Annotated in this window: 20 protein-coding genes and 1 tRNA gene; 4 read left to right on the top strand and 17 right to left on the bottom strand. The window is 34.1% G+C overall.

What is annotated here, in order from left to right; all coding sequences use genetic code 11:
* Positions 1-140: 140 nt before the first annotated feature.
* Positions 141-1334, top strand: coding sequence for an acetate/propionate family kinase (locus AVL50_RS28190; RefSeq protein ID WP_062620664.1), 1194 nt, complete (start codon positions 141-143; stop codon positions 1332-1334).
* Positions 1335-1465: 131 nt separating this feature from the next.
* Here the strand turns inward: AVL50_RS28190 and AVL50_RS28185 are convergent, their stop codons facing one another.
* From AVL50_RS28185 to AVL50_RS28155, 7 genes are all read right to left on the bottom strand, one after another.
* Positions 1466-2650 (bottom strand): potassium/proton antiporter, encoded by a 1185-nt coding sequence (locus AVL50_RS28185; protein ID WP_062620663.1) that lies wholly within the window; start codon positions 2648-2650, stop codon positions 1466-1468.
* A gap of 56 nt (positions 2651-2706) precedes the next feature.
* Positions 2707-3231, bottom strand: a complete 525-nt coding sequence (locus AVL50_RS28180) for a DUF3124 domain-containing protein (RefSeq protein WP_172826942.1) — start codon at positions 3229-3231, stop codon at positions 2707-2709.
* A 439-nt stretch (positions 3232-3670) separates the two neighbouring features.
* Entirely contained in the window at positions 3671-4258 is a 588-nt protein-coding gene (locus AVL50_RS28175) for a hypothetical protein (RefSeq protein ID WP_062620659.1), read from the bottom strand.
* Between the two features lie 117 nt (positions 4259-4375).
* Entirely contained in the window at positions 4376-5023 is a 648-nt protein-coding gene (locus tag AVL50_RS28170) for a response regulator transcription factor (protein ID WP_062620658.1), read from the bottom strand.
* 5 nt (positions 5024-5028) lie between these two features.
* Positions 5029-7587, bottom strand: coding sequence for a PAS domain-containing protein (locus tag AVL50_RS28165; protein WP_062620657.1), 2559 nt, complete (start codon positions 7585-7587; stop codon positions 5029-5031).
* Positions 7588-7760: 173 nt separating this feature from the next.
* Positions 7761-8879 carry an acyltransferase family protein gene (locus AVL50_RS28160; protein ID WP_062620656.1) on the bottom strand — a complete coding sequence of 373 codons (1119 nt, stop codon included), beginning with the start codon at positions 8877-8879 and terminating at the stop codon, positions 7761-7763.
* 98 nt (positions 8880-8977) lie between these two features.
* On the bottom strand, positions 8978-10432 hold the full coding sequence (locus AVL50_RS28155; protein ID WP_062620655.1) for a sodium:solute symporter: 1455 nt from the start codon (positions 10430-10432) through the stop codon (positions 8978-8980).
* A gap of 104 nt (positions 10433-10536) precedes the next feature.
* Between AVL50_RS28155 and AVL50_RS28150 the strand changes: the two genes are divergently transcribed.
* Positions 10537-11217 carry a hypothetical protein gene (locus AVL50_RS28150; protein ID WP_062620654.1) on the top strand — a complete coding sequence of 227 codons (681 nt, stop codon included), beginning with the start codon at positions 10537-10539 and terminating at the stop codon, positions 11215-11217.
* A gap of 10 nt (positions 11218-11227) precedes the next feature.
* Positions 11228-11899: a DUF2461 domain-containing protein gene (locus AVL50_RS28145; RefSeq protein ID WP_062620652.1), complete on the top strand. Its 672-nt coding sequence runs from the start codon at positions 11228-11230 to the stop codon at positions 11897-11899.
* Between the two features lie 60 nt (positions 11900-11959).
* Here the strand turns inward: AVL50_RS28145 and AVL50_RS28140 are convergent, their stop codons facing one another.
* From AVL50_RS28140 to rsmG, 5 genes are all read right to left on the bottom strand, one after another.
* Entirely contained in the window at positions 11960-12895 is a 936-nt protein-coding gene (locus AVL50_RS28140) for a helix-turn-helix transcriptional regulator (RefSeq protein WP_062620650.1), read from the bottom strand.
* 246 nt (positions 12896-13141) lie between these two features.
* Positions 13142-13432 carry a hypothetical protein gene (locus AVL50_RS28135; RefSeq protein ID WP_062620648.1) on the bottom strand — a complete coding sequence of 97 codons (291 nt, stop codon included), beginning with the start codon at positions 13430-13432 and terminating at the stop codon, positions 13142-13144.
* Between the two features lie 529 nt (positions 13433-13961).
* Positions 13962-15668, bottom strand: a complete 1707-nt coding sequence (gene menD, locus AVL50_RS28130; RefSeq protein ID WP_062620646.1) for a 2-succinyl-5-enolpyruvyl-6-hydroxy-3-cyclohexene-1-carboxylic-acid synthase — start codon at positions 15666-15668, stop codon at positions 13962-13964.
* A gap of 5 nt (positions 15669-15673) precedes the next feature.
* Positions 15674-16648, bottom strand: coding sequence for a polyprenyl synthetase family protein (locus AVL50_RS28125; RefSeq protein ID WP_062620644.1), 975 nt, complete (start codon positions 16646-16648; stop codon positions 15674-15676).
* 3 nt (positions 16649-16651) lie between these two features.
* Positions 16652-17296: a 16S rRNA (guanine(527)-N(7))-methyltransferase RsmG gene (gene rsmG, locus AVL50_RS28120; RefSeq protein ID WP_062621071.1), complete on the bottom strand. Its 645-nt coding sequence runs from the start codon at positions 17294-17296 to the stop codon at positions 16652-16654.
* Between the two features lie 445 nt (positions 17297-17741).
* Between rsmG and AVL50_RS28110 the strand changes: the two genes are divergently transcribed.
* The gene (locus AVL50_RS28110) at positions 17742-18140 is read left to right on the top strand and encodes a hypothetical protein (RefSeq protein WP_157491633.1); all 399 of its coding nucleotides are present in this window, start codon (positions 17742-17744) and stop codon (positions 18138-18140) included.
* Positions 18141-18236: 96 nt separating this feature from the next.
* Here AVL50_RS28110 and AVL50_RS28105 read toward each other — a convergent pair whose 3' ends face one another.
* From AVL50_RS28105 to AVL50_RS28085, 5 genes are all read right to left on the bottom strand, one after another.
* Entirely contained in the window at positions 18237-18722 is a 486-nt protein-coding gene (locus AVL50_RS28105) for a hypothetical protein (protein WP_157491631.1), read from the bottom strand.
* 110 nt (positions 18723-18832) lie between these two features.
* On the bottom strand, positions 18833-19534 hold the full coding sequence (locus tag AVL50_RS28100; RefSeq protein WP_157491629.1) for a hypothetical protein: 702 nt from the start codon (positions 19532-19534) through the stop codon (positions 18833-18835).
* A 63-nt stretch (positions 19535-19597) separates the two neighbouring features.
* Positions 19598-20866 carry a replication-associated recombination protein A gene (locus AVL50_RS28095; RefSeq protein ID WP_062620635.1) on the bottom strand — a complete coding sequence of 423 codons (1269 nt, stop codon included), beginning with the start codon at positions 20864-20866 and terminating at the stop codon, positions 19598-19600.
* Between the two features lie 420 nt (positions 20867-21286).
* On the bottom strand, positions 21287-22762 hold the full coding sequence (guaB, locus tag AVL50_RS28090) for an IMP dehydrogenase (protein ID WP_062620633.1): 1476 nt from the start codon (positions 22760-22762) through the stop codon (positions 21287-21289).
* Between the two features lie 160 nt (positions 22763-22922).
* Positions 22923-22997 (bottom strand) — tRNA-Val (locus AVL50_RS28085).
* Positions 22998-23053: the final 56 nt, after the last annotated feature.

Raw genomic sequence — 23053 nt, 5'->3', positions numbered from 1 at the left:
ATAAATTTCTTAAACTTCACCCTTTTACACCTGTTACTTTTTAACATTTGCAAAAGGGTGATTTTTATCGCTGTAATTGTATGAGATAGTTAGGATATTGGATCAACGAAAAATTTTATATCATTTACTACGCATTTATAGTGAAAATTCTCATACTTAACTCTGGTAGTTCTTCTATCAAGTTCCAACTCATTGAAATGCCTTCTGAAAAGGTTATTGGAAAAGGTTTGATAGAAAAAATTGGTTTACCAGACGCTTCAATTACAGTCAAGAATAGCGAGGGACATAAAGAACTAATCCGATTAACAATACCTGACCACTCTAAAGGCATCGAATTTTTATTAAGTATCATCACAGATGAAAAGCTTAATATTCTTTCTTCACTGGACGAATTATCAGCCGTTGGACATAGAATTGTACACGGTGGTTCTACCTTCTCCAAAAGTGTTTTAATCAATGATGATGTGATGCACGGAATTACGTCTTGTATTGATTTGGCCCCATTGCACAACCCTGCCAACATTAAAGGTGTTGAGGCAATTGAAAAAGCTATTGGCAATATTCCACAAGTTGCAGTATTTGATACAGCATTCCACCACACTATTCCAGAACAAAGAGCAGTATATGCCTTACCGATCAGCTTCTTCAAGAAGTATGGTTTGAGAAAGTATGGTTTCCATGGTACATCACATCAATATGTTTCTGACCGTGCAAAAGAATTATACGGTGAGGACAGAACAAGCAAGATGATTACTTGTCATTTGGGTAATGGTAGTTCTTTGGCTGCTATTGAGGATGGCAAATCAATTGAAACATCAATGGGCTTCTCTCCTACTGACGGCTTGATGATGGGTACAAGATGTGGCTCTATTGATCCAGGAGTTATTCCATTTATTGCAGATCACGAAGATTTAGATATCCAAGGTATTTCCAATCTGATCAATAAAGAATCTGGTTTATATGGTGTGTCTGGTGTTTCTTCTGACTACAGAGATGTATCTATTGCTGCAAGCAAAGGAAACGAAGATGCTGATTTAGCATTAAGAATGTTCCATTACGATGTAAAGAAATACATTGGTACTTATATGGCAACATTAGGTGGGCTTGAAACGATCATCTTCACAGGTGGTATTGGTGAAAACGCCATCAACGCAAGAAAAGAAATCCTTAAAGGTTTGGAAGGTCTAGGTATCAAATTAGACTCTAGTAAAAATGAAGCAACCATGGGTGAAGAAGCTGTGATTTCAGCGGATGACTCAAAAGTAAGAGTTGCAGTAATTCCTACCAACGAAGAAGTGATGATTGCAAGAGACACTTATAACTTGACTAAATAGTTGATTGTCTTTTGATAAATGAATAGAATAGGCTTTATGCTTCAAGAAGAAGTATAAAGCCTATTTTTATGCATTATAATAGGACCGTTATTCTATTCACCTTAAATATGCCTTTTCAAAACATCATCATATTACAATAATACCTTTGTTTTCTTGGCCACCCATTCCATTGAAAACGGATGAATCAGTAATGATAGGAAGACGATAAAACTAACGATGTAAAATATTAATTCTGCATTTTGTAAATCTTCTAGTAAAGGAATCAAAGCAAAAACAATAGGTGTTGCTCCTTTCAATCCACTCCAAGAAATAAATATTTGTTTTTTAAAGGGTTGTCTCATTGGAAGGTATGATGTAAAAACGCCCAATGGTCTTGCAATTAAGAACAAAAATAAGGCTGGAAGAATTGCCAATGGAATAATCTCAAGTAATTCAACTGGATTAATTTGAAGTCCTAATAATAAGAACATTATCGATTGTGCCAACCAAGAGATGCTATTAAAAAAATGAAGTGTATTGTCTTTGTAATGATAATCCACAGTATTCAACATCACTCCAAGAATATAAGCTCCAATCAAGGCATTTCCACCCAGAAAATCATTGACTTTTAGAAACACTATTAGTGCACATAAAAGAAATATAGGAATAAGCCCTTCTTCCACAAAATGAATTTTCTCTAGTATATATTTGATGATCAGATATAAAAAGAAAGATAAACCACACCCTACAAATACCTGTTGTACAAAAAAAGTCAAATAATCTAAGTAAACGACCTCTACACCTGCTGACTTTATAATACTTACAAAAATCAATGTCAATATTAAAGCCATAGGGTCATTTGTAGCTGATTCAAACTCCAATACTTTATCAGAGTTGTATTTCATTTTCATATTTTTAGACTCCAACACACCAAATACTGCAGCGGCATCTGTAGAAGAAACAATTGCTCCCAAAAGCAATCCTTCAATAATAGAAAGTGGTGTTACTAGGCTTACAAAAAAGCCCAGAGAAAAAGTGGTGACAAATACCCCAATATTGGATAATAACAATCCCTCAGCAAAGACTCGTTTAATGTCTTTTATATTGGTATGTAAACCACCCACAAATATAATGACCACTAAAGCCAACTGACTGATCAAGTCTGTTTGTGTTGGATTATGAAAAGCAAAAGATGAAGCAGAGTCATTGCCCAAAAACAGGCCTACCCCAATAAATATCAAGGCGGCGGGAATGCCATAATATTTACTGGGGTTGTAGAGCAATATTCCTACTGCTATGAAAAAAGCAATTAATAAAATGATTTCATTACTTAGCATATAGTTTATTTTAGTTTATGTTGTAAGTGAAAAAATAAGGTGTTAGCCTTACTTTATCATTGACTTGTGTTTAAAGATGAGATTACTTTTGAAGGAGAGGTGATAGCAAAACCATTGTTACCGACATGACCAATACTTACTGCCTCAATGATTGGTAAATCTTTCAACTCACTTTGGGCACCGTAATTTACTATAAAATTAGCTCCCGATCCTCCTTCCTGATCACTGTATTCTACAACAAATTCTCTAGTTTCTAAAGGCCTCAATTTATTGGTGTCCATCACAAACTTTGACAGCAGTTCGCCATAGCTGTCATAATAGTCTACTTTATCTACATAAATAGACTCTGTAAGGCTTGTGTTTCTTATGCTCAGTACCACTGTACAATAGGCATTGGTTTTTGCACTTCTATAGTAAAGATTGGAATAAGCCGAAACATATCTTGTTTCTTGAAAGTCCAACGAAGGAATATAATCATCGGTTAACGAAATCCGATTCAGTTCCTTGTCAATGTTTTGATCTCCGGGGCCATTTCCTTTACAGGAAAATAAAATGATACTACAAAGAATTATAATGATCATAGCTCTGAAATTGAGTCTTTTGAATAAATTTACCATAACAAATGAGGTTACTTTTTTAAAGCTAAGTAGAAAAAGAAAATTACTAATGAAATAGCTCCTGTGATTAATATTATTCTATACATAATGTTCTATTTATTTTGTTTTCATTGATACAAATATCTCAAAACAAACACCCTTGTATATTGTGTTATCACTACAGTTTTCAAAAGTAGAGATTCACTTATTCAACTTACGTGAATCACGTAACAGGTAGAAATTGAACATTAAAAAAGTCCGATTCAACACGAATCGGACCTTTAAATCTCAACTAACTAAAACTTTACAATTCTTGATGTTATGTCTAACTACTTTACGTATTCAATAATGTAAAATTCGGTATTAATTGATGTATATTTTTAGGTGAAAAACCAAGATTTTGTTATTGGTGTTTCACGTAGAATTAGATATTCTTGTAAAGAGGTTTGATTCTTTTTCTTACAATTTTTTTCACTACACCTCTTTTAGGGTTTAAATCCATATTTGCTAAAGTATTAGCATTTTCAGTTTGTTTGATAATTTCATCATTTTCAGGATTAATAAACCTTGCATTACCAAAAAAGTCAAGTGCGTTTGTCAAATTGAAGAACAGAATAAAATCGGCATCTTTTTTATCCTTTACAATACCCCAGTAACCCCACTTTTTTAATTCGTTAGTAGCATGAATAATAGCATTTGCATCATTTGCATCGACGAAAACCTTATTCTTTCTCTTCGTCAACTTATAAAAAAGCTCATTCAAGTCACCTACATTTAATTTTGAATAGTTTTCTATCATACCATTTTTATAAGTAATGTTTTCTACCTCACTTATAGAAACAGTGTAAACTGGGCCTTCCAAATTTTCCGACTTTTTGTATTTGATATGGCTTTCTGTTATTTCAATGACCTTACAAGATTGTTGTTCACTATTTGTGAATTTGATAATATCCTGACCAAAAGATATATGCTGAACCAGTAAAAAAACAATAGTTAAAATAAGATTTCTCATAAAATTGATTCAATTGTAAATATGTACTTAAAAGTAAAAGAATAAATTATATATTACAATTAAAACCTTCTTCCATATAACAGTAATAAATACTTCTACTCTAGCTTCTTCATATTTTTACAAATCAGAAAACAAATTTCTCTCTATTGCATACAATACTAAGCCTGCCACATTTTTACAGCCTGTTTTTTCAATAAGATTTCTCTTATGTGCCTCAATTGTACGAGTAGTCACAAAAAGCTCTTCAGCCATTTCTTTGTTTGTCTTTTCTTTACAAATCAAATGCAGCACCTCCAATTCTCTTTCAGTAAGTGCGATGTCAGTAATGGTTCTTTTTTTCATTTTTGGTTTAGAGGAAAGTCCCTGCATAATGACCTGTGTGACACTGCTAGAATAATAATTCCCCCCAGCATATACTGTTTTGATCGCATTGATCAGCTCTTCTTGAGTACAGTCTTTTAAAATATATCCTTTTGCACCTGCCGAAAGCATTTGCTTTATATTTTGATGTTCATTGAGCATGGTTAACGCCAATACAGAGACCTCAGGATAGTCTTTTGTTAACTGAGTAGTGAAGTCAATCCCATCCATAACAGGCATCATAATATCTGTCACTACAAGATCTATCTCATGCGATTTCATCAATTCAAGCCCTTCTTTGCCGTTCATTGCCTCTCCAACAACTGTAATTTCCTCTTCTTCTAAAAAAGTCTTTAATCCATTTCTGATCATGTGATGATCATCTACTAAAATCACTTTTATCATATTATTTACTTCAATGGTAATTCAACTAAAATCTGTGTTCCTCTACCCTTCTGACTATTAATCTCAAAGTAAGCTCCAAGAGATTCAGCTCGTGTCCTCATGCTATTAATGCCAAATGTCTTATGCGTTGCAACTCGTTCAAACCCCACGCCATTATCATCAATTGTCAGCAGAAGAACATCAGAATGCTTTAACAATTGAATGGTACATTTTTCTGCATCTGCGTACTTTATGACATTATTAATAGCTTCTTGAGTAATCCGATAAAGCGTCATTTCAATAGATAACTTCAATCGGATTTCATTTAGGTTTTGATCAAATATAAAAGCTGTTTTGGTAGAAGGCTGTATAGCCGTTAATAAAGCATTTATCGCTTCTACTATTCCATTTTCATCTACCACTTTTGGCATAAGATTATACGCCAATGTTCTGCTCTCTTCGATTGCATTTTTCAAATATTTATAACCTAACTGGAAACGCTCATTTTCTGTTTCATTTTGAAATGACAATGAGGACCTCAACTTCTCAAAGCTCATCAGTGATGTGGTCATGGTCTGTTGTAAGCCATCATGAATTTCTCTAGCAATTCTGCTCCTCTCTTTGTCCTCTGTCTCTAATACAGCATTTACAATTTTCTCCTCTTGTTTCATACGTTCCGTAATGTCAGACATAGTGCCCACAATACGGATTGGCGTCTGATCGGCGTCAAATTCTACAGCTTTACCTTTGGTATGAATCCACTTATAATCGTCATCCTTAGTTCTCACTCTGTAAATGCTATCATGGATTCCTTCTTCCTGAATTTCCTTTTTCTGACTGATCAATGCCTTACTTTGCTCTTCTAATGGAATAATGGTTTGCCAGAATTGATTTTGATTCTCCCCTTCATCATTATGATCAAAACCCAGCATAGAGTAGCACCTTTCACTGAAAAGTATTTTATCCACCCCTTTGAAAATTTCCCATATGCCTTCATTCGAAACATCCAATGCATATTGTAATTGTTGTTCCTTTTCCAATAAAGCTGTTGCCGCTTCTTTTTTACCGGTGATGTCTGTAAATGTACCTACAATTCTTGTGGAAACTCCAATTTCATTTCTTGAAGAAGCACCGGTGATATGATACCATTTGATTTCTTTTTGTTTGGTATTGAAACGGGCCTCATAATCTAAAGGCATTCCTTGATGTATATGTGCATTGAAATGCTGATCAAAAGATGATTGGTCTTCAGGATGAATTATACTCCGAATAAAATCAATTGTCGGAATAATTTCCCCCTCATCGTATCCTAAAACCTGGTAATGAATGGGAGACCAATAGCATACACCTGATTGAACATCTAAATCCCAAATTCCTGAATTGTTGGCTTTTGTTGAAAGATTGAAACGCTCATCACTTTTCCTTAACTCAACAGCTGTTGCCTCTTTTAATTGTATTTCTTTTTGAAGACTACTATTGGTTTCTTTAAGGTTTTTGAAATAGGTATTTCTCTCATAAAAATTAGACAACAGAGACGCAATTGTTTCAATCAAATGCTTTACTTCATTACTGATTTCATTGTTGTCATTATAAAACACTTCAATCTTGCCCAACACTTCACCCCTAATAATAATCGGAACTTCCTGTTTTATATCTGTCTCCTTAAAATTAATGGATATATAAGTGTTGGTTTTAAAAGTGATTCTAGCAAAAGAATCATCAGCATGTTTCAAGCCGTAAGGGATAATAAAAACAGTGGATTCTAAAACGTGCTCTATACTTTTATCTGTATTTTCAAGCAACTGAGAGACTCTATACAGGCATGCCTGTTCATTACTTCTCGCTTCCAGTTCATTTGCAAGTTCTTCTTTTTGATTAAGCCTTTTGATAATCATTGAATAGGTAATAAATGAAATCAGAATGGCTACGATAATAAATAAAAGCGTAAGCAGAAGTAGAAATTCTCCTTTATCTCTGTATTTTTCTACCGTTGATTTTGTTCTAGTTTCAATTAGACTTTCAAATTTAATCAGCGGTTCAGCAATTTCTTTCTTCAGCAACAAATACTCTTTACCATGCAATATTTCCAAAGCAAGAGGCGTATTGGCTTCCCCTTTCACTGTATAATGATTGAGACTATCTTGAAAGATTCCTTTTGATGCATTAAACGCCATTGTCTCTTTTTCGATCAATTGATTGGAATTGTCTAGCGCTTCTTTTAAAAGACTAAACTCTTCTTCAGAAAACCCCATGTGATACATACTATCAAGGATAGATCTGGTCCAGCCACTTCCTTGTGGAATATTCCCCTCACGCATTGCTACTACCTCCCAATACCTTTCCTCCCAGATACTATCTTGCGTTACTACATAGTTTTTACAGTATTCAGTCAGCAGGTCATCACTCTGTTTCAAAGCATCTCCTAATCGATAAGAATTATATCTATTTACCTGACTATCAAAGAGAATTTGTTGATTTTCAAATAACAACATCAACGTAAAAAGTATACCAAAAATTAGAACCACACTCATTGTAAACAACACCATGAAAGTTCCTTTTTTGCTGTCTTTTAATAGGTTTATCATTTATAATTAATCAAATGAAATTTCTTAATCTGTACATTATTAAAGGTAATCAAAGAAAATGAGAGAATGGTGAGTGATTTTCGAAAATAGACTTTATTGGTGTTTCACGTAAACAAAAAAGGGCTAATCTTCAATTGAAAATTAACCCTGATGAAAAATCGATATTATATCTTTTATACTTTGATGACTATATTTTTTCTATATAGAATTAAAATTGGAATACTGATGAATGCTACATAGAGGACCGCAAACAATAAACTACTTGCTTCTAACGGAATTGAATCAATTGTAATCATTGCAAATAAATGTGCCTTGATGGTAGTGTCTCCTATAGAAATCACTCCTATTAAGCTCGCTATCATTTGTGCAAGAACATAAGCCGCCATTGGATTCAAACCAAACGCCTTTGGTAGTAATACCTGATTCCTCCCTAGTTTTTTCACATCAAACAAATAAAAGGATAAACCTAATGCGATCGCTCCCAAACCTCCGGTATACAATACATATGAAGAAGTCCATAAACTCTTATTAATAGGGAAAATGATACTCCAAACTTGACCTATTACAACACTTACTACACCTAGTAGAAATAGCTTTTTCACAACTTCATTTCCTTTATTCTGCTTTACAATTTCTCCAGAGAATAAGCCTAGAATTGCTGTTCCGATTGCAGGAAATGTTGAAAATAAGCCCTCAGGATCCCATGTTTTTGTACCAGACCACATATGCCCTTTAAAAAACAATTGATCAATGTAGGCTGAAAGTACTGCGTTTGGATCGTCAATATTAGGTGTTCCTATCTCAGGAATTGGCACAAATACCATAGCTAACCAATACACCACCAAAATGCTTACGAAAGTAGCAATGATTGTTTTTCTATCAGCATATAAATACAAGGCTGAAGTAATCATAAAGACCACTCCTATTCTTTGCAGAACGCCTGGAATCCTCATTTCAGAAAAATTAAAAAGTGGAAAGAGCCCCAAGAACAGTCCAATACCAATCAGTTTTGCACCTCTCCATAACGCCTTTCGCATAGCGATAGGTCTTTTCAATGGATCTCCTTTTACTTTAGCCATTGAGAAACTAATGGAAACTCCAACTATAAAAAGAAAGAAGGGAAAAACTAAATCAGTAGGTGTACATCCATGCCAATGAGCATGTTGAAAAGGAGCATAAATTGCTAACCAAGACCCCGGATTATTCACTAAAATCATAAGAATAACCGTTAAGCCTCGGAAAATATCAAGTGATAGTATGCGTTCAGATTTGTTCATTGCTTGTCGTTTCATTATTGAATAATAAATGTACTTTAAGCACTTATTATAGTCAATAATTTTAGACCACTGGAGCAGTTTTGCATACTAACTACCTATTTTCCTTTACGAACTTAGTTCATTGTCCCTTTTTGGAGGGATAAAATGCGTAGACCTAAAATGGTAATCAGAGCATTTACTAATAAGATTTCAAAACCAAATTGATAACCAAAAAACAGCTCTTTTGAATAGGTATTAATGACATAAGAAAGTACAGGTGAAAGTAAACATAAATAGACCACATACTTGTCTTTTACTTTCTTTTTAGAATAAATGCCATAAACAAATAACCCTAACAAAGGACCATAGGTATATCCTGCCGCCTTAAATACAGAAGAAACCACAGTATCATCATTCAATATTCTAAAACCTACAATAACCAAGAACAAGATCATAGAGAAACCAAAATGAACCAATTTTCTTCTTCTATTATTTTGTTGAGGGTTTTCATCCATAGATAAAAAGTCAATACAAAAGGCCGTTGTTAATGCCGTCAATGCAGAATCTGCACTCGAAAAAGCAGCCGCAATTATTCCCAATAAAAAAACGATTGCAGTGAATAAACCAAAGTGATTCAAAGCCAAAAGCGGGTAAAGTTCATCAGACCTTTCAGGCACCTGAATACCATTATAGGAAGTATACTCATACAACAGCACTCCAAGAATCAAGAAAACTACTGTCGCAATAAAAAAGGCCAACGCAAACCACAACACATTTTTCTGAGCCTCACCCACTGTTTTACATGTCAGGTTCTTCTGCATAATATTTTGATCCAAGCCATTCATGGAGATTGTAATAAAAATCCCCGCAAAAAACTGTTTCCAGAAGAAGTTACCGGCTTTCCAATCCCAAACAAAAATTGATGACATTTGACTCTCCCAAACAGTAGAAATCATGCTTCCCATATTTATATCCAATGAAGATGAAATGGTATAAATAGTCCAAATAGCGGCTAAGATCAAGAAAGTGGTCTGCAAAGTATCTGTCCAGACAATAGTCTTAATTCCACCTTTAAATGTATACAACCAAATCAATATTATTGTGATCAGCACTGAAACTGCAAATGGGATATTGAATGCATCAAAAAAAGCGATTTGAAGCACCATGGCCGCCAAGTATAATCGAAAGGCCGCTCCGATAGTTTGTGACACCAAAAAGAAAAAGGAACCCGTTTTATAACTTACAATACCAAATCTGGTTTTCAGGTATTGATAAATTGAAATCAACTTTTTATTGTAAAATAAAGGAATTAATAAATACGCTATCAAAGCATATCCTACCATATTTCCCATCATGAACTGTAAATAACTCCAACCTGATTTGGCTACCATTCCAGGTACAGAAATAAAAGTAACTCCTGATAATGTAGCCCCTACCATCCCGTAAGCTACTAAATACCATTTTGAATTTCGGTTGGCTGTAAAAAAAGAATTGGATTGGTTCTCCCCTTTCTCTGAAGTCAGAAAAGAGATCAACATTAAAAAAGAGAAATAGAGAAAAATAACAATAAATACCGTTGTTGCAGACATAGTTTAAAAAATCATGATTTACTGAAAAATGAATATAAATTTAATCCTTATCTTGTACAACAATTTCAATCTAATTTCTAAGCTTAACTTTCTATCAACACATTATGAAAAATTATTATTTATCATTGCTATTGCTTTTAATAAGCACTTCTATTTATGCTCAAGTAGCTGAAAATAAGAATCTTTTAGATTATGCTTCATCTACTGTAAAAGATGTTTCTCTCTTACATGAAGAAAATTTTGATGGAACCCCTTTTTACAATGAAGGATGGAACTTAGGTACGGTCACCACAACTGACAACACCGATTTCAATAATGTACTCCTCCGCTTCAATACCAACAATGATCAACTTTGGCACATGAAAAATGCTGAACATATGATTGTAGTGGATAAACAGAAGGTTCTTTTTTTTGAATGGAAAGTAGATAACGTAGTCACTCAATTTGAAAGATGTTCCATTAATGGAGAACAACTTTATCTTGAAGTAATCTATTTAGATGAGAATTTTCAAATCTATAAGAAGAGAGATAAAATTTTGATTAAAAAGGGAAAAAATGACAATGGTAATTCCCAAAAGGATCAATACATTTGGAGTGAATTTAAACTTTACCAAAGAAAAGAAGGACAACTTGTTGGTATATCAAGCAAGGAAAAACAGTTCTTCTTAATATTTGGGAAGCTAAAGGGTAAAATTCATAAGTTTGCGAAATCAAATAAATTAAAAATCAACAAGAAAGAAGATTTAGAGGAGATTTTCGCCCATTACTATACATTAGTTCACTAATCTACATAAAATGATAACAGAAGAACTTTTCCAATTCCTCAAAGATTTGGAAGAAAATAATAATAGAGAGTGGTTTAATGAAAACAAACCCACTTACCAAAAGCATCATAAAACGGTAAAAGAATTATTTCAGTCAGTTCAGGATGAATTATCTCAAACTGATCAGATTGATGGTCATAAGATTTATAGAATTTATAGAGATGTACGTTTTTCTAAGGACAAATCTCCTTATAAAAAGCATTTCAGTGGTTATTTTGCAAGAGTAAAACCTCTATTAAGAGGAGGCTATTATCTGCATATTGAGCCCGGTAATAAATCTATAGTGGGAGGTGGTTTTTATGGTCCTAATACAGATGATCTAAAGCGAATAAGAGAAGAACTTTCTTATGATGCTACAGAATTAAGAAATATCATAGATGCTCCTTCGTTCAAAGAAACTTTCGGTGAAATGTATGGAGAAGAATTAAAGTCTGCACCAAGAGGCTTTGATAAAAATGATCCTGCTATTGATTTAATCCGTAAAAAGCAATTTATCTTTTTCAGAACTTTAACTGATGAAGAAGTAATGGCTCCTGATTATATGGAAAAAGTAATGAACGCATTTATAGAAATCAGACCATTCTTTGACTTTATGAGTAATGTCCTTACGACTGATTCTAACGGCGAGCCCCTTTATAAATAACTAGCAGAGTGATGAGTAAATCAGTATTATTACGAAATTGAACTCATCACTCTTTCTTTTTTACCCAAACTTGTAGACTTTACTCGGTTGAATACCAAACTTCTCTTTAAACATTCTTCCAAAATGGGTAACGCTTATAAAACCTAATCCATAAGTACAATCAGATACATTATGTTTCCCCTCCTGCAACCATGTGTAAGCCAATTGCAACTTATAATCATTGGCATACTGTAGCACAGTTACCCCAAAGGTTTCTTTAAATAATTTCCTCAATTTACTATACCCAAAACCTGCTACTTTTTCCAAATCATGAGGTTCACTTTTAGACTCATAATTCTGCTCTAAGTATTTTTTAACTCTAAATGTTTTATCAATATCATTAGAAGAATAATACTTAGGGAAGCATTTATTTTCTACTCTTTCTACCAAAAAACTCACAAAGTCATAAATCAGCAAATAGAGGTCTGAATATTTTTTGAAAACATCACAGGCTTCTTTGTTTTCCAAAAAACTACTAAGCTTAGCTACAGTATCCTGTTCATTTTTTTTAAACATTAAAAAACCATCTCTAACTTCCTCAAAAGTATTTCTTAAAGTTTGATTCTCATGAATGTACCTCAGCATATGGATGGATGGAAATGTGATAACGGTCAGTGCAAGTTCCTTATCCTCATCAAAGTAAAGGTATTCCTCCTCTTGACAATTTGAAAAATAACTCCATTGCTCTTCACTATGCTGATAATCATTGGGGTTGTTACGTTGAGGTAAAAAACGAAAGGAAGATTGAATGTACACAAAAGAGAAAAAGCCCTCTCTGTTAGATTCTTTGACAAACTTGACGTGACTTTGAAGCCTTCCTTTTATAGAGATAATATTAAAAGAATCGATGTTTTTTAATACAACTTGAAAATTGGTCTCCGAAAGAGACTCGGGTATAATAAGGTTTTGAGATGCTATATCTTCATAAAATGAAGTCTTCAGCCTAATTTCTTCCATATTCAATGATCGTACATTAAAACGGTGAAATTACAACAGAAAACAGGAAACAAAAAAAGTAGCAGAACTTTTTACATTCTGCTACTTACCCCTGTTTTACTGTAAAGAGATTGTTGTATACACACTCAAAACAGAACGTTTTGACTGATGATTGTTTTGATTTAGACTGATAATTATAGATAGTAACATTATATTTCGTATAGGAAGTATAAGAGAAGGGTAAGGCATTTTCACCTTTAACTTTTCTTAGAACTCCTCCACCAAACGATGTTCTTCTAAGTCGATCATTGCATTTAGAGCCCTCAAATTAGCCATGTGTGATGCTTCCGTTTGGTTTTCTTTAAACGTGTGTTGCATCTCTTTCACTGCTCTTTGAAGCTTGTCTAAATTGTCCTTTCTTTCGAGGATCCTCTGATTCAAAAGCTGATAATAAGCCTTGTTGACCACTGGATCAAAAACGTCATTTTCATGCTTTACTTTTTCTACAGGTTTCTGATTGTCTGAAAAAAATAATTTAATAGTCTTGATAATACTCATATTACTGTAGGTTTGCTCCCTAAAAAGTTCAAAAATTTAATAAGTAGATTTACTTTCGATGAATTTTGTTATACCTAATCATGAGAAATATATTGTTATAACACAACTTTTTATTACAATAACACAGTGTAATAGTGTATATTTTAACAAATTAGCCTAAAAATTATTTACAATACCGTAACATTAACATTTATTTAAACTACAACTAACTACCTTACACACTGAGTATAAAAATATAATTTCTTAGTATTATCCTATTTTAGAGTGTAAATAACATTTCAAAACTCTTTCGTTAACATTTAGTTAACATTAAAATTTGATTTTTTCGCATTGTTACATTTTGTCATCAAAAACACTCCAATAACGGCTATCTTCTATTCCAATATGAATTATGTTAAATTTAACATTTGAATCTCGTACCGTTCATTTATATTGAATTCACCTACAACTAATATTAATGAAAAACACAAAAGCCACCTCATTTCGATCAATGAGATGGCTTTGGAAATTTATTTTCAGGGAGGAAAAGCTACCATTTCATACCTTCCCTCTTAAATGCCTTAAAAGTATTTTTGCTGATTTCCTTATTACTCTTCACTTCATAAATACAAGCTTGTGAGTTTGGTTGAAGGAAATTATCAAATGTAAAATAAAACTCTTCTCTAGAATTAATTTCCCAATGCTTCAGTTTATATTCTTCTGCAAGATACTTTGCTGAGGTTCTTTGTTCTGTCTCAAAATACTCTCCTAACTCAGGTTGCCTTGCAGGTCCGTCAATCATTCTGAAAATAACACCACCATGATTATTGAGTAAAACCACTTTTAGATTTGATGGCAAGTAATTATTCCAGAAAGCATTTCTGTCATAAAAGAAAGCTAAGTCTCCTGTCAACAAGAAATGAAGTTCATCAGGATTCGCAATAGCATGACCAATAGCAGTACTTGTGCTTCCATCTATTCCGCTTGTTCCTCTATTGGCAAAAACTTTTACATCCTCTCTTTCTACACCAATAAAATTAGCATACCTCACTGACATACTGTTAGCAAGATGAAGTGTTGAATTTTCAGGAAGTGAATTAATCAAATGATTTACCACCTCTAACTCTGAAAAAGAAAGTAATTCAAAGAAGTCTGTTTTCTGTGCTTTTACTCTATCATTGTATTCTTTCCAAGAAGATAGGTATTCACCATACTCTTCTTCTTCAAAATTGATAGAACCTAACTGATCAAAAAACAATACGTCTGAGGAACGAATCACTTTTGTCAATGCCATAAATGGATCAGGTACATCTCCAGCTTCCTGTATATGCCAATGTTCCACTGGTTTGTTATTTCTCAAAAACAGTTTGAGATTTTTTGAAATAACAGATTTACCAAAAGTGATTAATATATCGGGTTGTAATTCAGTATTCTTATTAGGAGTAAGGAATACATCTTGGTGCACTGTAGCATTATCTAATTGGCCATAATTTGAGATGACATCTGAAGCCACAGGAAATGGTAAGCTCGAAAGGCTCTCTCCTACTTCTTCATCAAACTGTCCTTGTCCTGCTACAATCAGTATTTTTTTATGCTCTTGTAATAAAGGAATCAATTCTTCTTCCCAAATTTCTTCTTCCACATAAGGTTCAGAACTTATTTCTTTCCTTACTCTTATTGAAGTTGAATCAAAAGCAAACTGTTCTTCCGCATCAGGATAAAAAGGTTCTCTTAACGGCCAATTAATATGAACAGGGCCTTGGGGATAAGACAACGCCTCATTCATTGCCTCATTTCCTATTCGTTCCTTATACCATTTAGCATCAGGATGTGAGAGGTCATCAGGCATTTGGAAACTCTTCTTGATATGATTTCCAAAGATATTATTCTGACGAATCGTCTGTCCGTCCCACTGATCAATCCATTCTGTTGGGCGATCAGCAGTAATTACAATAACAGGAATTCTCTGATAATAAGCTTCTGTAATGGCTGGGGTATAATTAAGCGCTGCGGTTCCTGAAGTACATGCAATGACTACAGGCCTTTCAGTTTGCTGGGCGATTCCCATTGCCACAAAAGCGGCAGAACGCTCATCACTTACAGATAGTGTATTGATCTCAGGATGTCTCGCAAAAGCAAGTGCCAATGGTGCTACTCTTGAACCCGGTGAAAGCACCACATCTTTCACACCCATTTTTGACAATTGGGCCACAAACTGCCCTACTTCATGCAATAATTCTGACTTATTATGCCCCATTTTTCTTATTTCTTTCTCTCCACTACATAAGTAATCAGCTCATGCAAAGCTTGACGGTATTCAGAATCAGGCAATTCATCAAGAATAGCTCTACCTTCCTTGATGTATTCATGCATGGTTTTTTCTGCATATTCTAAACCGCCCGACTGTCTTACAAACTCAATGATCTCACGGACCACTTTTTGGTTTGTATTTTGAGTTTTTATTTTAAAAATGATCTCTCTCTTTTTCAACCATCCTGCATTATTCAATGCATAGATTAAAGGAAGGGTCATTTTCTTTTCTTTAATATCTATACCAAGAGGTTTTCCAATTTCGTCGGTTCCGTAATCAAACAAATCATCTTTGATCTGGAAAGCAATACCTATTTTTTCACCCATCAGTCTCATCCTGTCCACAATCTCTTGCGTTGCTCCAGCTGATGAAGCACCCACAGCAGTACAAGCAGCAATCAAAGTAGCTGTTTTTTGTCTGATGATTTCAAAATAAACATCCTCCGTAATGTCCAGTCGTCTTGCCTTTTCAATCTGCATCAATTCTCCCTCGCTCATCTCCCTCACGGCAGTTGATACATATTTCAGCAATTCGAAATCCTCATTCTCAACGGATAATAACAATCCCTTTGACAATAAGTAATCACCAACAAGTACGGCGGTTTTATTCTTCCATAAAGCTTTTATAGAGAAAAAGCCTCTTCTATAATCTGCATCATCCACCACATCATCATGTACTAAAGTGGCTGTATGCAACAGTTCAATAAGTGCGGCTCCTCTATAAGTCTGATCAATAATTTGTCCAGTAGCTCCAGCAGTTAAAAACACCATAATGGGTCTCATCTGCTTTCCTTTACTTTTCACAATGTAGCTCATGATACGATCTAAGAGTGCTACATCGCTTTTCATAAAATAGCGGAACTTCTTTTCGAATTCAATCATTTGGTCCTTTACAGGACGTTGAAAATCCCCTAATACCTTCGGCATATATTATTTATTCTTCGTAACTGGAACGTAAGCGATCTTTTTTGTCTCAAAGAAATCCTCTTCGTAGAGATCTTTCATATCAAACAACTTGTATTTCTTTTTGTTTAATTTTGAGAACTCCTCAGTAAGATCTCCTCCTTTTAAACAAATAATACCATTATTCAATTCATGCCCTTGCTGGAAAGCTACTTTTGATCTTACCCATCTCAAAAGAACATCAATTCTTGTTACAGCTCTAGAAACGACGAAATCATATTCTCCATCTACTTTTTCAGCTCTCATTTGCTCCGCCTTCACATTTGTCAAACCAATTGTCTTCGCAATTTCGTTCACCACGTTGATTTTCTTGGCAATGGAGTCCACAAGGTGAAATTTCACATTGGGGAAAAATATGGCTAATGGAATTCCTGGAAAACCACCTCCTGTTCCAACATCCAAGATCTCAGTTCCTGGCTTGAACTCAATGATCTTTGCAATACTCAAAGAATGCAATACGTGACGTTCGTATAAGTTATCTATATCTTTTCTAGAAATAACATTTACCTTCTCGTTCCACTCTGCATAAAGGTCTCTTAATTGAGCAAATTGATTTTTTTGTACTGAAGTTAAATCAGGAAAATATTTCTCAATAATATCTATTTGTGCCATAAAATTTTGTTCACTTTTCTGAAGGTCCAAATTTAAGGATATTTCAAAGGTATCTTAAATTTATTGTAGAGATTATTCCATAATAATTCTCAAATCGATGTTTTTTGGGCATTTCCTACTAAAATATACAAGTGGTATTATTCTAATTTCACACATTAAGCAGTTAAATCTTCTTTATTATAATGCCATTTTCTTGTAAAAATACTATATGTAAGCAATTCAGCTCTTGATTCACTTTTTTAAAGAAAAACAAGAATAACACTCATTTTCGAAGTAAAACAAGGTCATAGAAAAAATCAAAAGGTTAAGTTTTCATTAAAAAATGAATTTGTATTTGAAATTCTATTACATGCTTTATGATTCCATAATTGAACAAAAAGAAGAAAACTAATGTAATAGAAGCAAACAATCTGAAAAACTGTTTTACAATAAACCTAATAATATTATGACCAGCTTTACCACAGATATCAATAGTAGAAATAACACCCTCACCATACGCATGAGAGGCTTTTTTCAACCAGATGCTTTTAATGAGCACCTTGAAAGTACACTGAAAGATATACAAAGTGGGAAGCCATCTGTTGTATTGCTGGATGCAAGATTTGTAAAAAGTGGATGGATGTCTTCTAACCCATGGTTGGTTAGTTGGTTTATCCCAAAGATATTATTATTGAAGGTCCAACATTTTGGTGTCATAATTGAGGATGACTGTGATCCTTTTACACGTTTTTCAGTGATTAATTTAGAACACTTGCTGGAAAATGAAACCAGTTTTAAAATAAAACTTTTTGAATCTCCAGAAGCTGCCGCTATCTGGGGTAGAGATAATATTAAAGCAGCATAATTATATAAAATATTTGGGTGGTTTATCACAGTTAATCTGTGAGAGGGGTCTCTTGGTCAGAGACCTCATTTTTTTGTTTCTACTTTTTTGATCTATCTAGTCACAACCTAACTCCCTTTTTCTTAATCTCAGATCCAATTTTAATGATTCTTCATAGCTTAAAGACTCAAATCCTTCATAAAAACACCCAACGGGAGCGCAATTCAATGATGATCCATCTTCAGAAAGAAGAAATAAAAAGTCTTCATCATCATAATATGCAACCCAATGTAAACTATTCAACAAGTAGAGCAACTCTATTTTTTGACAATTATTCTCTAAACTTAAATATTCTTCTTTGATTTCTATTTTAAACTTTTCCTCGATCATCAATATTTGTTCAATATCAATTCTACCTTTAATGGAATCATATTTTGCAGTAATAGTATTATACTCTACACTCAAATCTATGATACGATCGACTTTCTCAATGGGTAAATATTTTAAGTCCTTCAAAAGAAAAATTGAATCTTGAATTGCCATTGAGTAAACGGTATCCGAAAAACTAAGGAAAATAATCAAAATCAATAGTAGCTTTTTCATAATAGCATAGACTAAGATGTTATAGTTGTTTTGGCCAAGTTATTCTACTCTGAACACTTATTCTAGATTGTTAAGAGTAAATTGAGAATATTAATAATCTAATCAAGAAATTAATTTTGAATAAAAACCTTATTGTTTAATACTATTTTTCTCTTACCAACAAACTCTGCCTCTTCACTTTCAAAGTTTTGATACTCATAATCGCAAAAACCAATTTGAGGCATTTTAATAACAAAGGAGTTATAGCTATCTGTATTTATACTATCAGAAAAAATGGGGTAAGATGGAAGTTTATGATCAGGCAAGGTAGAGACCTCAAATAAATCCACCCCTGTTTTGTTTATATACCTACTTTTCAAAACTGCTAACCTATCTTTTTTTATGGTCAAAATTCTTTTTTTGTTGATCATTACTTCAAATGCTAATGCAAATGATTCATTAGGCTTCTCAATGTAAAAATATAAACTATCTCGACTTGAAGACCTATTCTTTTCAAGGGAAAATTTAGGATCTGGTTTTGGTATACTATTTAAAACTAAGTTATGATGATCATTCAACCTCCAAACTCCTTTTGAAATCGTATCACATTCTTCAATCGGATGTGCAAGCATTGAGCCATTATTCAATAAGAAAAATGATCCATTTTCATATAAAACCAGTTTTTCATAACTCGAAAAATATTCTGCAGGAAATGTATTAGAGATATTTCTATTATCAACTAAAGTTCGACAACAAATACAAGTTATGCTTAGTATGAAGAATATTAAAAGCTTCTTTTTTATTATTCCATTACGACTTTGGTTTGCTTCCACGATTGAATGTTTGTTAGTGTATCTCAAATCTAAGATTTCTTGAAATATCATCATAATTATCAATCAATACTTATACTTCTTCTGCCACATCAACTGCAACCTATTCATCATTTCCTTTTCCCTACTATTTACCTTTGGTTTATAAAGCGTTTTTCCTTCCAAACCTTCTGGCATGTACTCTTGAGGAATAAAACCTTGAGGATCATCATGAGGGTAAATGTATGCATCTGCGTAACCCAATTCTTTCATTAATTTGGTAGATGCATTTCTTAAATGTAATGGAACTGGTAAATCTCCTGTCGTTTTTACAACTTTTTGAGCATCTTTGATAGCTGTATAAGCCGCATTACTTTTGGGTGAACAAGCCAAATAAGTTGTTGCTTGAGACAAAACGATTCGTCCTTCAGGCATTCCAATATTTTGAATAGCTTGCATACAGTTATTAGCAATCAACAAAGCGTTGGGATTGGCGTTGCCGATATCTTCAGAAGCTGAAATAATCAATCTTCTTGCAATAAATTTAGGATCTTCTCCCCCTTCAATCATTCTTGCCAACCAATAGACTGCAGCATTCGGGTCAGAACCTCTGATCGATTTGATAAAAGCAGAGATGATATCATAATGTGATTCTCCTTTTTTATCATAACGTGCCGCACGTTGTTGTGCAACCATGGCGACTAATTCATCTGTAATGATAATTTCACCTTCCTCTTCTTTTGCGGCATCCACTGAAAGTTCAAGGAGGTTTAATAGCCTTCTTGCGTCTCCACCAGAGTATCTTAGGAGATTGTAAGTTTCTTTTAGCTGTATGGTTTTCTTTTTAAGATAAGGATCCTCTTTGATAGCTCTATTCACCAATTCTAATAAATCTTTCTTATCCAAAGATTCTAATACGTAGACTTGACTTCTAGAGATCAAGGCTGAATTCACTTCAAAAGAAGGATTTTCGGTAGTTGCACCCACCAAAACAATAATACCTTTCTCGACAGCATTCAACAAAGCATCTTGCTGTGATTTACTGAAGCGGTGAATCTCATCAATAAATAAAATAGTGCCATAGGCATAAGTAGCTTCCTTGATGACTTCTCTTACTTCCTTAACTCCTGCACTTACCGCACTCAACGTCTTAAAAGGTCTACCTGTTGCCTCAGCTAATAGTCTTGCTAAAGTTGTTTTGCCTACACCTGGAGGGCCCCAAAGAATCATTGAGGGAATGGTCTTGCTTTCCACCATTCTTCTAAAAACACCGTCATCTCCTAAAAGGTGACGCTGTCCTACCACATCAAAAACTGATTTTGGTCTCATTCTCTCCGACAAAGGTACGGCTCCCATCATAACCTTATTGCGTTTATTTTAAACACTAAATTGCTCAATATTATAGCAAATATACATAAGTAGTAGGACAAAAGAAAAGAGATATTTTGAATGAAGCGTTAAGAATGATGAATGAAAAAGTAAATATTTAGTATTTCTCCATCTTTTGCAGGAAGTTATACTTCTTTTATACTTGATATGTTTCAATGACCTATAAGTACTACATCCATTAATATATGGATAAGTCAAATATTATGATCAAGAGTTGATAAATGAGATATCTTCCAAAAAGCCCATAATTTCAATTATGGGTCTACAAAACATGTATATTCATTTATCCTGCTTCTTAAATGAACCTTATTTCATCTCAAAAATTTCAAGGCAAAAAAAAAGAGGTCAAGCACTGCCTGACCTCTCTTAATTTTATGCAACTAAAACTTACCCTTTAGAAGAGTAGTTTGGAGCTTCTCTTGTAATTGTGATATCGTGTGGATGTGATTCTTTCACACCTGCACCTGTAATCTTCACAAATTTAGCATCTTTCAACTGATCGATAGATCCAGCACCACAGTAACCCATACCTGCTTTTAATCCACCTACCAATTGATAAAGAACTTCCTCAACACGTCCTTTGTAAGGTACACGTCCAGCAATTCCTTCTGGTACTAATTTTTTGATGTCATCTTCTGCATCTTGGAAGTAACGGTCTTTAGAACCTTGGTTCATTGCTTCTACAGAACCCATACCTCTATATGATTTGAACTTACGTCCTTCGAAGATAATCATATCACCAGGAGCCTCGTCAGTACCTGCTAATAATGAACCAATCATTACTACGTCAGCACCACCAGCAATTGCCTTTACTAAGTCACCTGAGAAACGAATACCACCATCAGCGATGAAAGGAATACCTCTCTCTCTTAATACTGAAGCTGCTTCGAATACTGCTGATAACTGAGGTACACCAACACCTGCGATTACACGTGTAGTACAGATTGAACCTGGTCCAACACCTACTTTGATACCATCAGCACCTGCATCTGCCAACATTTCTGCTGCTTCTGCTGTAGCAATGTTACCTACGATAACATCTAAATCTGGAAATTCCTTCTTGATTCTCTTTAAGGCATCAATTACACCTTTTGAGTGACCGTGTGCAGTATCTAAACCTACTACATCAACACCTGCTGCTTTTAATTCAGCAACTCTCTCCATAAGGTCTGCAGTAACACCAATTGCAGCACCTACTCTTAAACGACCGTACTGATCTTTACAAGCGTTTGGTCTGTTCTTATTCTTAAGAATATCTCTATACGTAACCAAACCAACTAACTTGTTTGATTTACTTACGATTGGAAGTTTTTCGATTTTATGCTCTTGAAGAATCTCTTGAGCCTCGTCTAATGTGATACCATCTGCTGCTGTGATAAGGTTTTCCTTTGTCATCACATCCTTAACAGCGATGCCTAAGTCCTTCTGGAAACGAAGGTCTCTGTTTGTTAAAATACCGATTAGAAGTCCTTCTTCGTCAACTACTGGAATACCTCCGATTTTGTATTCTCTCATTAACTCGTTTGCTTCAAATAATGTTTTGTTCGCAGTTAAGGTAACTGGGTCCAAAATCATTCCTGATTGCGAACGCTTGACTTTTCGTACTTGGGAAGCTTGTTGTTGAATGGTCATGTTTTTGTGGATGAAGCCTAAACCTCCTTCCAATGCCATTGCGATAGCTAACTCAGCTTCTGTTACAGTATCCATTGCAGCTGATACTAAAGGAATATTCAACGCAATGTTTTTTGTTAACATTGTTTTTGTAGTTGTCTCTCTAGGTAGGATTTCAGAGAAACCAGGTCTTAATAGCACGTCATCGTATGTGAGTGCTTCATACAAAACTTTACTTGGATCGATAGCCATTTGAAGCAAATAATTTAACTGTGATTATTTGCGGTGCAAAGTTAGAACTATATATGACTATTCAACAATATTGGTGTTATTTTTTTTGTAAAAAATTATTAACCAGATATTTAGGCATAAAAAAAGGACACACGTATTACGTATGTCCTTTTTTTGACTGTGGGGCGTACTGGATTCGAACCAGTGACCCCCTGCTTGTAAGGCAGGTGCTCTAAACCAACTGAGCTAACACCCCAGTTTTACTATCTGTAAAATCTGGTGGGACGTATTGGAGTTGAACCCCCCCTGCTT

This window comes from Flammeovirga sp. SJP92 (assembly GCF_001583495.1).
Taxonomy (GTDB): domain Bacteria; phylum Bacteroidota; class Bacteroidia; order Cytophagales; family Flammeovirgaceae; genus Flammeovirga.
The sequence above is the reverse complement of the archived record's forward strand: the minus strand, read 5'-3'. Positions and strand labels throughout refer to the sequence as shown.